At 35.7% G+C, this 13,805-nt stretch carries 14 protein-coding genes and 1 pseudogene; 1 reads left to right on the forward strand and 14 read right to left on the reverse strand.

The window, feature by feature from the left end; genetic code table 11:
* The 10 genes from SORDD15_RS10275 to pezA all read right to left on the reverse strand — a co-directional run.
* Positions 1–285, reverse strand: a 285-nt coding sequence (locus tag SORDD15_RS10275; protein ID WP_061415654.1) for a hypothetical protein, incomplete at its 3' end; no start/stop codon positions are given.
* Positions 272–970 carry a DUF5081 family protein gene (locus SORDD15_RS03495; RefSeq protein ID WP_061414387.1) on the reverse strand — a complete coding sequence of 233 codons (699 nt, stop codon included), beginning with the start codon at positions 968–970 and terminating at the stop codon, positions 272–274. The genes SORDD15_RS03495 and SORDD15_RS10275, both read right to left, overlap by 14 nt.
* Before the next feature lie 2 nt (positions 971–972).
* Positions 973–1,272: a WXG100 family type VII secretion target gene (locus SORDD15_RS03500; protein ID WP_061414390.1), complete on the reverse strand. Its 300-nt coding sequence runs from the start codon at positions 1,270–1,272 to the stop codon at positions 973–975.
* 5 nt (positions 1,273–1,277) lie between these two features.
* A complete protein-coding gene (locus tag SORDD15_RS10505) occupies positions 1,278–1,448 on the reverse strand; it encodes a hypothetical protein (RefSeq protein ID WP_231097626.1) in 171 nt (56 codons plus the stop codon).
* A 37-nt stretch (positions 1,449–1,485) separates the two neighbouring features.
* A complete protein-coding gene (locus SORDD15_RS10510) occupies positions 1,486–1,680 on the reverse strand; it encodes a hypothetical protein (protein ID WP_231097627.1) in 195 nt (64 codons plus the stop codon).
* 804 nt (positions 1,681–2,484) lie between these two features.
* On the reverse strand, positions 2,485–3,072 hold the full coding sequence (locus SORDD15_RS03510; protein WP_061414394.1) for a hypothetical protein: 588 nt from the start codon (positions 3,070–3,072) through the stop codon (positions 2,485–2,487).
* Entirely contained in the window at positions 3,069–4,607 is a 1,539-nt protein-coding gene (locus SORDD15_RS03515) for a UvrD-helicase domain-containing protein (RefSeq protein ID WP_061414396.1), read from the reverse strand. Before SORDD15_RS03515 ends, SORDD15_RS03510 begins: the two co-directional genes overlap by 4 nt.
* Positions 4,600–6,357 carry an ATP-dependent nuclease gene (locus SORDD15_RS03520; RefSeq protein WP_061414400.1) on the reverse strand — a complete coding sequence of 586 codons (1,758 nt, stop codon included), beginning with the start codon at positions 6,355–6,357 and terminating at the stop codon, positions 4,600–4,602. The genes SORDD15_RS03515 and SORDD15_RS03520 overlap by 8 nt, the downstream gene beginning before the upstream one ends.
* Before the next feature lie 33 nt (positions 6,358–6,390).
* Positions 6,391–7,152: a type II toxin-antitoxin system toxin PezT gene (pezT, locus tag SORDD15_RS03525; protein WP_061414403.1), complete on the reverse strand. Its 762-nt coding sequence runs from the start codon at positions 7,150–7,152 to the stop codon at positions 6,391–6,393.
* Positions 7,152–7,628, reverse strand: a complete 477-nt coding sequence (gene pezA, locus SORDD15_RS03530) for a type II toxin-antitoxin system antitoxin PezA (protein ID WP_061414406.1) — start codon at positions 7,626–7,628, stop codon at positions 7,152–7,154. The genes pezT and pezA overlap by 1 nt, the downstream gene beginning before the upstream one ends.
* A gap of 289 nt (positions 7,629–7,917) precedes the next feature.
* Here pezA and SORDD15_RS03535 point away from each other — a divergent pair.
* A pseudogene (locus SORDD15_RS03535) lies at positions 7,918–9,008 on the forward strand (tyrosine-type recombinase/integrase); the annotation flags it as partial.
* 170 nt (positions 9,009–9,178) lie between these two features.
* Here the strand turns inward: SORDD15_RS03535 and ffh are convergent.
* The 4 genes from ffh to SORDD15_RS03555 all read right to left on the reverse strand — a co-directional run bounded on the left by ffh (position 9,179) and on the right by SORDD15_RS03555 (position 13,780).
* Entirely contained in the window at positions 9,179–10,750 is a 1,572-nt protein-coding gene (ffh, locus tag SORDD15_RS03540) for a signal recognition particle protein (protein WP_061414410.1), read from the reverse strand.
* Between the two features lie 11 nt (positions 10,751–10,761).
* Positions 10,762–11,094 (reverse strand): putative DNA-binding protein, encoded by a 333-nt coding sequence (locus tag SORDD15_RS03545; protein ID WP_000402066.1) that lies wholly within the window; start codon positions 11,092–11,094, stop codon positions 10,762–10,764.
* A gap of 144 nt (positions 11,095–11,238) precedes the next feature.
* The gene (gene tuf, locus SORDD15_RS03550; protein WP_001040720.1) at positions 11,239–12,435 is read right to left on the reverse strand and encodes an elongation factor Tu; all 1,197 of its coding nucleotides are present in this window, start codon (positions 12,433–12,435) and stop codon (positions 11,239–11,241) included.
* 235 nt (positions 12,436–12,670) lie between these two features.
* Positions 12,671–13,780, reverse strand: a complete 1,110-nt coding sequence (locus SORDD15_RS03555) for an AI-2E family transporter (RefSeq protein WP_061414414.1) — start codon at positions 13,778–13,780, stop codon at positions 12,671–12,673.
* Between the last annotated feature and the right edge of the window lie 25 nt (positions 13,781–13,805).

Raw genomic sequence — 13,805 nt, forward strand, 5'->3', positions numbered from 1 at the left:
CATTTGCCCCATCATACTTAAAATCTCACTATTGGCACGTCGGTATAGATCTCCGACTTCATTCACTTTATTGAGCATATCAGCATAGTGGTCCATTGCTTTTGAAGCTTCTCCACCCTCATAATATTTCGTTTCAGATAGGCTCTTTAATTTTGGAGCTAAGTTATTTTGAAATGAAATTTCAATGTTGGTAATGTAAGACATGATTGTATGCATTTCATCAGGATTCATGGTGATTTCGTTAGATCCACCACCACCCATTACAGTCGTTTCAGTCACTACCATTTTCAAAATCCTCCTCCCTAAACGGAATGGCAAGCCAGCTATACAATCTCTCAAGGAAATAGTATTGGCTAAAGCGGTATAACTCTTCTTGATTTACATCAAATCCCAATAGTTCGCCCTCTTCTTCAACGAATAGATACGAAGCTGTTAATAATGCTGCGTGTCTGGTCTCGCACATTTGTTCCAAAGGATAATACTGTACCATTAGCGCTTGAACTGATGCTAAAGCCGTTTCGATATCAGGAGTTAGTTGCTTTCTTTCAGTTAGAAAATCAACCTCATCTTCCAGAGGAATCCTCGTCACCAATGGGAGCTTGTCTTGAAGCAGCAATAAGCGACTCATAGGACTAATCTTGACAAGTTGATATCCCTGACCAGTATCTACGATTAGAATAGAAAAGTTACTGTCTCGGCATTGCATGAAATAGAAATTATTTAGAATGACCAAAGTTCTACCCAAGCAATATTCTTTTAGAGTCTCAACTATGACAAACCCTGCTTTTGTTAGTGAACCATCCTCATTCACCAAACCTTTTTTCTCAAGTTCCTCTTTGGCTATCGTCCATATGAGTTCAGAAGCAGTGACAATATCATCTAGCGTGGGCAACCCGGGCATCAACTCCCCATCAAAGGCACCAATCAAATAATGGAGTTCATGAATAGAAAACGTTTCTTTATGTGACATATTTACAACCCCTTTATTGATGCAACTTCTGATGAGTTATTGTAATTATCAATTGATTTTTTCAGACCGGAGACTGCTTTTTCATGTTCGTTCATGATAGATCTTAGATCCTTATGGTATTTATGGATAATGTCTAAATAGGATTCAAAAGCTACCTTAGTTTTTCCTGACCACTTGGCAGATTGGAGATAAGTTTTTAATCGAGTAACCGTTTGATAAGAGTTCGTCAATTCTTGATTGATCTCTTTTGAAAGCTTAATAGCTGTCTCCAAATCCTTATATTTGATTTTTAAATCCGCCATGAATCTTACCTCCGTCTTTTATTTCTATTTTTACGTTCCTCAGCTTGACGTCTTGCTTCAGCTTCTCGCTCTTTACGCTCTTCCTCAGCTAAGCGGTCATAGTATTTATATCGTTCATAGGCTGCATCAACAGCACTCGATAAGCTTTTTGCATCACTAGACTGATTAGTTCGCACAGTATCAACTTTTCCTTTTACCCGACCTTCGCTATCACTAAAAACAATCCTCTGGAATAAAACTTGTACTCATTGAAGGTCGAGAGTTATTATAGCTATCAACTTTTCCTTCCATCTCTTTTAATTTTTCCTCAAAGCTTTTTAATTGACTGTTCAAGTCGTTATACAATGCTTTATATTGTTCCCTTTTCTTTTCTGTGTCGGTTCCAAACAACGCGTCCCATAATGACATACTGAGTAGCCTCCTTCTAAAACTTTCTGCATTAAAACAAGCGAAAGCATACCACGAATTCATCAAATAAGAAGGGATAGTATGATCCCTCGAATAAAGTCGGGTAACACTTTAAAAATATTCTCATTTTATTTTATCATATTTTCTAATTATTTAAAATCAAATGAAAAAGGTTCTAATCCTGTTCCGTACAGAATTAGAACTTTCAATGATTTTTTCAACTTTTGAAGTAATACATAAAAATCTAACAGTAAGATAGACATTTCAAAAAACACGAAAAAAGCACCCATAGGGCAAACCTGTGAGTGCTTGTAAACGTTGATAGTATCGTATTGATTAAGGTTTTGAGGCAACTGACTTTGTCAGATTGCAGCCACATTTGTAAGCGACTAAAGTCGCAACAACTGTGTCAACTGCACCAATTTAGTATGAAAATATAAAAAAGAACACCTCGAAAGGTGCTCTCTGTAAGTATAGTAATTCTCTCGAATTAACGTTTACTAAATTGTGATGCTTTACGAGCTTTCTTAAGACCTGGCTGGAAACACTTCTATTTGAATACGTTTCAGGATTCGCTTAAAACCAATGTTTTCCCACGTTTTCAGTAAGAACAATTTCATCTAATTTGAATAACTTTCATTTGAATGGTGTGAATTTTACACTAAAAATACACAAATTGAGCTAGATTTTACCAAAAAGTTCACACCATTTAAATTGTTATTGTTTTGTACATTTTATAAAAACAAAACCTTACAAGGAATTCTATGTGTTCGATTACAAGTGTTTACGGGGCATTACAAATTATCACAAATATCTCTCAATATGCTCTATAAATATAAAAGGTTCTATATCCTTGTGAGCGAGACCTTTAGATAGAGTAAGGCATTGTTTTGCTGTACCTTTTCCTGGTCGATGGTAAAACGTTCTAATCCCTTGAAGGAATATTCCAAAACGCGAATGACGTTCCGAGGCTGTCATCTCATCTAAATATTTGTCAACAGCTAAAGCGAATACATTTCCATAATACCTATCATCGTCAAATCTTGTTCTAGTCATATAATCTTGAATGTCATAAAGCATAGATTTCATATTTCGATAATTGGGTGCTCCCACCAATGCTCGACTAGCTCTATTTATACCATCAACATAACTGTAAGCATCATTTAATTTACCAAAATCCCAAAACCTTTTAGAATCAAAATACTCATACTCCATATCTAGTTGTGATTTTAATATTCTTAAAATGGACAGTGCTGTACTGTCATCTTTATTTTTTATTGCCACATAAGCTTCTTCTACTCCGGTATTATAAAAATCAATGTGCTGATTAATTTCAGAACCTAGAACACCTGTAATATCAAATTGTAATTTATCTTGATTTAAACTAATCATATATGCCGTCTTTCTATAAAATCTTCAAAAGAAAATTTCTCATTATTGTTGCTTAATAATCTATTGATTTCATCAATATAAATTGTCTGATTATCAATAATAATAACCTTTGATTTTGCTCTAGTAATCGCAACATAATGATCTTCAAATTTTAACCCTTGTTTGCGATCAATCAAATATTCTACAAAAATTACTACAGTATCTGCAGCTAAACCTTTTGATCCATGAGTAGTCATTAATAAATTATTACTCATTAAACCCGTATCAAATAATTTTTTATTATCAAAATTACTTAAAACTTCCAGCAGTATTTGACTTTCTAACTTATCTTCATAAATTGTAAGTGAAACATCTAAATACGAAGCTATTTCTTCAACAAGTGACTGTGTAGGTCGTTGACGAAGCCTCTTTAATTTTTTTAAAAGTTCTTTCCTAAATTCATCGTTATATTCAGGAAAAAGATTATTCAATACATCATACTCAGAAAAGTCTTCAAGAAAGTAATATTGAGCCATAGATTGCAAAAAATTACTGTTAGTACAATCTATAAATGGATTTTTTCTAACGTAATCAACTTTATTTGGAAGAATATCATTCAAATGTGTCGCAGTTTCTTCAATATCTTTATTAATTCCAATTAAAAAATAATTTTTTTCTTGTAAATTTATATCCCCATTATCAATAAGGTACTTAATAACATCTTCTTTTAAGTAATCCTGATTAGGTTCTAAATATAGAATTGAACCCTCTTCTCTAATATTATCGACAGTCACTTCAGGAGTCAGAGCTAAAGAGAAATCCACTATTCTAGGCAGACTTCTAAAATTCCCAATAAATCTCTCTTTTCTAAAATCATTTTTGGTTTCCCATAAATTGTTTATATATTTGGGCGACGCTCCTCTCCACTGATAAATAGATTGCTTATCATCTCCTACAATAAATAAAGGAATCCCTAACTCATTTTTTAGATACAGAAATAAATCATTCATAGACTGGTCGCAATCCTGAAATTCATCAATATACAAAGTATTAAATTTATATTTTATATATTCCGACGCAGAATCTATTGTCTTCAAAATATCTAAAGCAACTTCACATTTGAAATTCTTGCCGTGTTTAGAAGTAGGAAAGTCGTAAGTCCCAAAAATACCATCTTGCAATATTTGTTTTATGCCAGTGCTATAGTGGCTAAAATTATGTTCTATCCGAAAGCTAAACTGTACAGATGTTTGAATTTCGTATTTCTGATTAAGAAAAGGAAGGATTATTTCTTTATCTAAAAACGAATCGATGGTCGATACAACAACGTTGTCCGAAATATCAACTAATTTTTGCTTTATTTCCTCCGTTGCATTTCGAGTAAAAGTTATTGCTGCTAATTTTTGATAATTATTTAACCGTTCAGAATCACTTTTAAGCTTTTTAGTTAAAAAAGTTGTTTTTCCCGAACCTGCGTTCGCTAAAACTAAAATATTCCCTTGGTGTTCCAATAATTCTTTTTTAACATCCTCGTCATGTGTAACAATATCATTCATAGTCTAAGAACTCCGCCAAAACTTTAAAATTTCCTGACTCCACAATCTTAAGCGCAATCTCTGTAGTAAGATAATTATCTATATATTCCAACATGTTGTACTGTTTACTACTTTGTAACCAATTTACAAAATCAAATTCACTCATTCCACTCCTCTCGCTATCGGATAAAACCTGAGCCAAGTCATTTTCTAAATCAACTTCTGATATAAATATTCCCTCTGCATTTAATTGAGATACTAGACTCTGGTTAGTCGAATATAGTTCTTCTTTTTTAGACTTTATATTCTGTTTTCTCTCATCTTTGGAAGAGAAATCTATACGATAATTATCTAATCTAGGAGTCACACTTTGATCAAGCAAGTCAATACACCTATTCAAACCAATAGGAGAAAACACATGTTTATCACCACGACTAGCTTTTAAATCATTATCAGTTTTAATCCAAATATCAATTCCTAATGCTCTATATAGCTCTGAATAAGGTTTAAAATTTATTCCATCAACTTGTAATAAGTATTTTCCATCAGACTCGAAATCGGGACTTATATATTCAAAAATAGCAGAAAATAGATAATATTCTGATGGACCTTCAACCAAAAGAATCCTATCATAAAAGATTGACTGTGCCAATGATTTATTTAATTTTTTCTTTAAATTTGAAAATTCATCAGGAACTGTGTAATAGACTGATTGCCCCGTTGCATCTTGTTGATTGGTTATCTTAATGAGTTGAGTATTATCCATTTCATAAAGAACTTCGGCTGAATGAGTTGTTAGAAAAAAGTATTCATAAATATTCTGAACAAAAAGTTGTTTTGAAAGAGAAATTTGAACTGAACGATGTAAGCTATTCTCTGGTTCCTCAATTAAATAAATTATTACCTTGTTGCTATATTGTTTTTCTGAAATCAAATGATTAATAGCATATGATAAAAGTTTTTTACGACCGTCTCCCGATGTTGGATAATTGTTAGTATCATCATTCCAGTTAATGTATGGCGTAAGATTATCTAAATATCCTGAGATGGATATTTCTGATTGAATTTTAATTTCTAAATTTTCTTTACGATAACTTTTATAGGCTTCAGTCAACTGTGATTGAACACGAGTGATTAAATGTAAGTTAGAAATATTCTCATTTAGCTTTTCAATATTATTCTCAATCTCTTCCTCAAGCTTTACATCCTCGCCAGTTTTAGAATCATCAGAGAACAATAACCTTCTATTTCGCTTAAAAAAGGAATCTAACTCTATAGCGGGATTTACATAAACTATTTGAAATATTTTATCAATGTCACTTCTTGTACCATATTGGGGGACTTCAACTAAATTATCTAGTGTTGAACCCCAGCTTAATACCGGATTTCCAAATAACTCTTTCTCATTGTAAACTGCTTCTAATGAGATAAAGAATGTGTCTAAGCTAGAGTTATTTCTTGCTCCAGCTACCGTTGAAATTAGAAGGCGAGAATGTGAAGTTTTTAGTAGTTCTTCATCTCCCTCCATTTTTCTATCAGACAAATCAAGTTCAAGTTGTATTTTTATAGGTCTACTAGTATCATGTTTATGATAATCTGATTTAATGAAACCTTTATTTCTGATAGTTCTATCCAAGAGGTATCTTATTGCGAATAAGAGATTTGTTTTTCCTGAATCATTCATTCCAAATATTACATTTTTATTTGACAAATCAATCTCAATAGAACTAAAATTACGAAAATTTTCAATTACTAGTTTTTTAAATTCCATAACTTCCCCTAATATTTTTAAAAAAAAATCAAACTACTTGATATTTAATGAATTCAACCGTTCCTGTCCCACCTTCAGCATCTCTTCCTCCACCTTACTCCATTTTCCGAAGAGGCATGCTTGTAGAACTTCTGCTGCTGAGGTTTCGTCTACTTGCGAATCATAAACACACGATTGATCTCTTTGGTAAATTTGAATTTGATTAAATAGCTGAACATTTTCTAATTCTCGTAAGTTATCAACTAAATGTTCTACAATTCCATCATGGTTCTCTTTGGGAGTCGCTCTAGCTTGACTAGGATCTATAGCATAGAGCTCTTCATAACGTATCAAGGTACTGAGATAGGACAATTCTGGCTTGGTCGCAATTAGTGCAAGTGAGACTTGATATCCTTTAGTTATCAATAATTGTGCCGTTTTTCTAGGAACTTCTGTTGTTCTCAAGGTGCCCTCTATTAACAAATGATAACCTTGTTTACTCAATTCATCTACGAGATGTTCAACCATTTTTCCCGCAAATACTTTGGTATAATCCACACTGTCTTTTCCATACTTTTCCTGTAGGTCAAGGTAGTTCGGATGAAAAGAACGATAACTATCTCCATCAATGATAATGATATTGCCTTGAAATTCCCTTTGTTTAATACGATGAATCGTTGTTTTACCAGCACCACTTTGTCCACCTAGCAAGATGGCCTTGGGCTGAGACGAAGTTGTTTTACCACGAGTTAAAGAACGAACGAGTCGTTTGGATGCTCGTTCAAAATCATCTTGACTAAATTCTTCTAGTTTCATTAAGCCACCACCAGATGAGTAGCTTGTTCTAGCATACGTTCAATGCCATCCAAATAGCCATTGTATCGCTCTACATCCTCAAAAGTTCCTACAAGATAAATCTTCGTGTTAATCAAATCAGAAAGATCATCGCTCATTAGAACCCAAGGATTATTAGCATCATCAAATGCAATTTCTAGTTCATCTTGTAAACGATAAAGTTGCGCTAAGATATTCGCCCCTCGCTCTTTAATCACTTCAATTTTCAGAGTTAACTGATAATCTTCTACTGGTGTGAGCATTTTTTCCTCCCCTACGATATCGATATAAGAAACATTAAATTTCTTGCAGATACGATCTATTAATTCTGTCGAAACTCGACTTGTTCCATTTTCATAACGACTCAGACTATTTCTAGAAATACCAACAATCTTTGCAAACTCAGGCTGGGTTAATTTATGTGTTTTACGTAACGATTTTATATTTTCTCCAATCATGTAACTCCTCCTTTTATTTATTTCTATTATAGCACAAAAAATAAAAACGCACCAAAAATGGTGCGTTTTTATTTACAATAGATTCACAATTGTATAATCTTCGCTTTGCAGTAATTCCAAGACTTTTTTTACAAATTGCATTGACAGCAATCCTTCAATCTTAGAGCCATGAGTTTTAAAATTTTCGTCGATTTCTTGAATTTCTAAATTAGTTTTCTTTTCAGCAATTTTCTCAGAAACGGGGGAATGAAAACTATATTCCCCAATTTCGTAATATAAGAAATATAGATTTAATTCTGCTGCAGAAGCAAATAAGGAATTAACCCGACTGAAATATGAATATCATCAATCTCAAGGTTATTCTAACTACCGTATGAAATATCGGCAATTTATGGAAGAACATTATATTCCATATTACAGAACAACAGTTGAGCACAGCACATTTTCAGTTCGAGAGAAAAACCTTTTACAGCTTTGTGATCGTTTTGGTGACACTACACTTCGTTCGATTACCCTCGAACAAGTCCAGAAGTTTCGAACATGGTTACTGACTAGTCAAGATGAGAATGGTGCCGGATATTCACAAGGATATGCTAGCCTCATCTTTGGCATGTTTAGGAAATCATTAGACTATGCTTTGCAAATGGGATATGTGGAAAAAAACATTTCTAAGCAATCTAATGCAATTCCTAAAGGAAAAAGTAATGTCCCATATTGGACTAAGAGTGAATTTGAAGCTGTTATTTCGCAAATTTACATTGAAGATGTATATGAACATTTAAACTTCGTGATGATTTGGGTATATTTCATGACTGGCGTACGTGTAAATGAAGGTTGTGCCCTTCAATGGAATGATGTTGACTTTGATAAGCAACGCCTACGAGTTCATCATATGCTTATTGTTAAAAACAAAAAGAATGGACTCGTAATTCCTATACGAAAACTAAAGACGGGAAAAGGATGATTAGTTTAGATAAAGATACTATTGATGTGTTAAAAAAATGGCGTGAAGCTCAAAAAAAGATTGGACTAGGACACGAGAACGATTTTATCTTTTCATACGATGGCTTACCTATGTTGAAATCTACAATCTCAAGGATTATTAAAAGGTACGCCAAGATAGCTCACGTAAAGCCTATCCAAGCGAAGGGGCTCCGTCACAGCCATGCATCACTGCTAATTAATGAATTAAATGCTGATGTACTTATTCTATCAAAACGTTTAGGACACTCTTCTCCTGAAATCACCTTGAAACACTACTCGCATCTATGGGATGGCGCTGATGAAGCTATCACTAATGAAATGGTCGGAATTATTAATGTTTCTTTCCCATCTTCTAGCTTAGTACATTTCAACGGGAACCAATCAATTTCAAAATAACATTCCCACCAAAAACCCCACCAAAGAATTACTAACTCCTTAAAAAGCCTATTATATAGCGATTCTCAAGGAGTCTGCAACCGTTGAGTGGGAATAAACCAATCAAACACAAAAGAACTCTGAATCCGATTCAGAGTTCTTTTTAAGGTAAGCACTTCTGCTTTCCTTTTTTATTTGCGTTTTTTCTTCGCTTTTTTCATTTTGTTGGCCATGCGTTTCATAGACTGTTTCATGGCAAATTCACCGATTTTACCTTTAAGTCCACCACCGAACATCTGGCTCATATCTGGCATGCCTGCTCCTCCGAGACCTGACATATCCGGCATTCCACCTTGTCCCATCATGCCTTCAAGGGCAGACATATCCATCCCTCCCATATTTGGCATATTTTTTGGAAGGTTATTGGGATTGATTCCCATTTGTTTCATCATCTTGTTCATATCCCCAGACATGACACCTTGCATGAGCTGTTTGGCCTGATTAAAGTCCTTGATAAATTTATTGACTTCGACAAAGGTATTTCCAGAACCAGCAGCGATACGGCGGCGACGACTTGGATTTAACAAATCAGGATTTTCACGCTCCTCAGGTGTCATGGAAGACACAATGGCACGTTTGCGCGCAATCTGGCGCTCATCCACCTTCATATTTTGAAGGGCTGGATTGTTGGCCATACCTGGAATCATCTTGAGTAAGTCTTCCATTGGTCCCATATTTTGCACCTGATCCAATTGATCGATGAAATCATTGAAATCAAAGGTGTTTTCACGCATTTTCTCAGCCATTTCAAGGGCTTTTTGTTCATCATATTCCTGAGAAGCTTTCTCGATCAAGGTCAGCATATCCCCCATACCAAGGATACGGCTTGACATACGGTCTGGGTGGAAGGTTTCGATATCTGTAATCTTTTCACCCGTACCAGTGAACTTGATAGGTTTACCAGTGATGTGACGAACAGACAAAGCCGCACCACCACGAGTGTCCCCATCAATCTTGGTAAGGATGACACCAGTCACTTCCAACTGAGCATTGAATTCACGAGCAACATTAGCCGCTTCCTGACCAATCATGGCATCAATGACGAGTAGGATTTCATTTGGTTGGGCCAGGGCTTTAACATCACGAAGCTCATTCATGAGAAGTTCATCGATTTGCAAACGCCCTGCCGTATCGATCAAGACATAGTCGTTGTGATTGGCTTGCGCTTGCTCCAAACCTTGGCGAACAATCTCAACAGCTGGCACTTCTGTTCCAAGTGCAAAAACAGGAACATCTATTTGTTGTCCAAGTGTTTTCAGCTGATCGATGGCTGCTGGACGATAAATATCTGCCGCAATCATCAAGGGACGAGCATTTTCTTCCTTCTTGAGTTTATTAGCCAGCTTACCAGCAAAAGTCGTTTTACCAGCCCCTTGCAAACCGACCATCATGATAATGGTTGGAATTTTTGATGACTTGATAATCTCAGCCGTATCGGAACCTAAAACGGCTGTCAGTTCCTCATCAACGATTTTGATAATCTGTTGGGCAGGATTGAGGGTATCAATGACCTCGTGTCCGACTGCACGTTCACGAACTTTCTTGATAAAGTCCTTTACAACAGGCAAGGCAACGTCGGCTTCAAGCAAGGCCAAACGAATCTCTTTGGTTGCTTCTTGGACATCAGCCTCAGATATTTTTCCTTTTTTACGTAGATTTTTAAAGACGTTCTGTAAACGTTCTGTTAAACTTTCAAATGCCATTTTTCTTCCTCTTATTCTCTATTATCAATGCTTGTTAAAATTTCTATCTGCTCCTGCAGAAAATCATCCTTGGGATAGCGCTCCAAGATCTGGTCAAAAATCTGACTGCGGACAATGTAGTCCGAATACATGTGCAATTTCATCTCATAATCTTCTAGAATCTTTTCTGTCCGCTTGATATTATCATAAACAGCTTGACGACTGACACCGAACTCTTCAGCAATCTCAGCAAGACTGTAGTCATCAGCATAGTAGAGTTCAATATAGTTCATCTGCTTGTCTGTCAAAAGCGCAGCATAAAATTCAAAAAGGGCGTTCATACGATTGGTTTTTTCGATTTCCATAACTTTTATTATACCAAAAAAACGATTATACTGCTAGAGTAGAAGCACTTTAAATAGAGTAAGAAGAAGAAAAAAAGAACCTTGCAAGGCAAGATTCTTTTAGTGTCTGACTTAAATAATTGTTCTTCTGGGAACTTAATCGAATTAAGCTTCGATTTCTGTAACCATACCTGAACCAACAGTACGTCCACCCTCACGGATAGAGAATGTAGTACCTTGTTCTACGGCGATTGGGTGGATCAACTCAACGTCGATAGTCACGTTATCACCAGGCATTACCATTTCAGTACCTGCAGGAAGTTCGATTGAACCTGTAACGTCAGTAGTACGGAAGTAGAATTGTGGACGGTAGTTGTTGAAGAATGGAGTGTGACGTCCACCTTCTTCTTTAGTAAGGATGTAGACTTCACCTTTGAATTTAGTGTGTGGGTTGATTGAACCTGGTTTAGCGATAACTTGTCCACGTTCGATTTCGTCACGTTGAACACCACGAAGAAGGACACCTACGTTATCTCCAGCAAGACCTTCGTCAAGTTGTTTACGGAACATTTCAACACCAGTAACAACTGCTTTTTGAGTTTCTTCTTTGATACCAACGATTTCGATTTCGTCGTTGACACGAACAGTACCACGGTCGATACGTCCTGAAGCAACTGTACCACGTCCAGTGATTGAGAATACGTCTTCGACTGGAAGAAGCAATGGTTTTTCAGTGTCACGTTCTGGTTCTGGGATGTACTCATCAACAGTGTTCATCAATTCCATGATGATGTCTTCGTATTTAGAGTCACCTTCAAGAGCTTTAAGAGCTGAACCTTGGATAACTGGAAGATCGTCACCTGGGAAGTCGTATTCTGACAAGAGGTCACGGATTTCCATTTCAACCAATTCAAGCAATTCTTCGTCGTCTACCAAGTCAATTTTGTTCATGAAGACGATAAGGTGTTTAACACCAACCTGACGTGAAAGAAGGATGTGCTCACGAGTTTGTGGCATTGGTCCGTCAGTTGAAGCTACTACAAGGATAGCTCCGTCCATTTGAGCGGCACCAGTGATCATGTTTTTAACGTAGTCCGCGTGTCCTGGAGCGTCGATGTGAGCGTAGTGACGTTTTTCAGTTTCGTACTCAACGTGCGCAGTGTTGATAGTGATACCGCGTTCGCGTTCTTCTGGAGCAGCATCGATAGACGCATAGTCTTTTGGTTGGTTAACTGCTGAAGGCAAGCGACGTGCCAATACAGTTGTGATAGCTGCAGTCAAAGTAGTTTTACCGTGGTCAACGTGTCCGATAGTACCAATGTTAACGTGTGGTTTACTACGATCGTATTTTTCTTTTGCCATTTGAGTAAAAGCCTCCAATAAAATATATTTTATAGATAGACAGTAGGCAATACAGTCTAACTTTCCTTACTATTTTATCAAATTTCTGCTAAATTGCAAGTGTTTTACACATATTTTGTCAATTAATCTAAATCTTATCAAATCCTGTTCTTCTGCTTCTTTATGGCAATATGAATTCAAACTTCTTTTTGTTTGGCGATAGTCTTTTCATCAAAAAAATCAGGTTTCCCTGATTTTAATTTGATTCTGTTTTTTCCAGTTCTTTAGCTTCTTTATGGTTTTCATATAATTTCGCTAGGAACTTAGTAATTTCTTTAAAAATGGAGTAAGTAGGTACTGCTACGACCATCCCTATGACACCGTAGATATTACTTGACAATAAGAGAAGCACCAAAATCGTAATCGGATGCACTTTCATAACTCCTCCAACGATACGTGGATAGAGAACATTTCCGTCAATCTGCTGAATAATAAGCATATAAGCAACTGCAATCAACATACGATGAGGATCCGTGAACGCATTGGCAATCACCATTGGAATTAAACCAATACTTGGACCAACATAAGGAATTAAATTTGCGATTCCAGAGAAAATAGCAAAAACTAGGGCGTACTTTAATCCGATAACGCTATAACCAATATAGGCTAAACATCCAATAATAACCGCATCAATCGCAATTCCACTGATATAACGTGCTATGGTTGTATTGAGATTAGTTAAAAGGCTAGAAAGATTCAATTTGTCATGTTTTAAGACAGTACGTTCCAACATTGGTAGCAACTTATGACCATCCAACAAGAAATAAATCAAGAATACAGGGGTCATAATGAGAATCAGAACTGTACTAAACAAGGCTGAAAGAACGCTTCCTAAACTGTTGCTGACGCTATTAAGGATATTCTGCAAAATATCCACATAAGAAAGATTTAACTGTTGGATTGTTTGTTGAATATCAATATTCTGGAAAATTGGATTCATGGACAAATCAACAATCAAGTCTTGCAATCTGCTGTAGATATTTTGACTAGAGATAATCAAGCTAGTCAACTGATTAATCAAAATTGGCAAGAGATAAACGACCCCTACAACGATAGCACCAATTAAAGCACAAAGAGTAAGAAGTACACCAATTAAACGATTGACCTTACATCTCTTTTCCAAGAAGGTAACGATTGGATTTGTTATATAATAAAAAAATCCGCCTAACAAAAATGGAATCATGATGGTATTCACAACCGTCACAAAGGGAGTAATAATCGCTCCCATCTCTCTCCAAAGATAGAAAATCAGGGTTAATAATAAAATTTCAGCTGTCCAAAAAAATAACTTGTTTCTACGGAACATCGGTATCCTCCTTCTCTCTATTTTA

The sequence above is a fragment of the Streptococcus oralis genome (assembly GCF_001578935.1).
Lineage (GTDB): Bacteria > Bacillota > Bacilli > Lactobacillales > Streptococcaceae > Streptococcus > Streptococcus oralis_R.

What these genes read in the sequence shown, in the direction of transcription:
- SORDD15_RS03495 (WP_061414387.1), bottom strand. Translation starts at nt 970, where the DNA reads ATGTCACATAAAGAAACGTTTTCTATTCATGAACTCCATTATTTGATT.
- SORDD15_RS03500 (WP_061414390.1), bottom strand. Translation starts at nt 1,272, where the DNA reads ATGGCGGATTTAAAAATCAAATATAAGGATTTGGAGACAGCTATTAAG.
- SORDD15_RS10510 (WP_231097627.1), bottom strand. Translation starts at nt 1,680, where the DNA reads ATGTCATTATGGGACGCGTTGTTTGGAACCGACACAGAAAAGAAAAGG.
- SORDD15_RS03510 (WP_061414394.1), bottom strand. Translation starts at nt 3,072, where the DNA reads ATGATTAGTTTAAATCAAGATAAATTACAATTTGATATTACAGGTGTT.
- SORDD15_RS03515 (WP_061414396.1), bottom strand. Translation starts at nt 4,607, where the DNA reads ATGAATGATATTGTTACACATGACGAGGATGTTAAAAAAGAATTATTG.
- SORDD15_RS03520 (WP_061414400.1), bottom strand. Translation starts at nt 6,357, where the DNA reads ATGGAATTTAAAAAACTAGTAATTGAAAATTTTCGTAATTTTAGTTCT.
- pezT (WP_061414403.1), bottom strand. Translation starts at nt 7,152, where the DNA reads ATGAAACTAGAAGAATTTAGTCAAGATGATTTTGAACGAGCATCCAAA.
- pezA (WP_061414406.1), bottom strand. Translation starts at nt 7,628, where the DNA reads ATGATTGGAGAAAATATAAAATCGTTACGTAAAACACATAAATTAACC.
- ffh (WP_061414410.1), bottom strand. Translation starts at nt 10,750, where the DNA reads ATGGCATTTGAAAGTTTAACAGAACGTTTACAGAACGTCTTTAAAAAT.
- SORDD15_RS03545 (WP_000402066.1), bottom strand. Translation starts at nt 11,094, where the DNA reads ATGGAAATCGAAAAAACCAATCGTATGAACGCCCTTTTTGAATTTTAT.
- tuf (WP_001040720.1), bottom strand. Translation starts at nt 12,435, where the DNA reads ATGGCAAAAGAAAAATACGATCGTAGTAAACCACACGTTAACATTGGT.
- SORDD15_RS03555 (WP_061414414.1), bottom strand. Translation starts at nt 13,780, where the DNA reads ATGTTCCGTAGAAACAAGTTATTTTTTTGGACAGCTGAAATTTTATTA.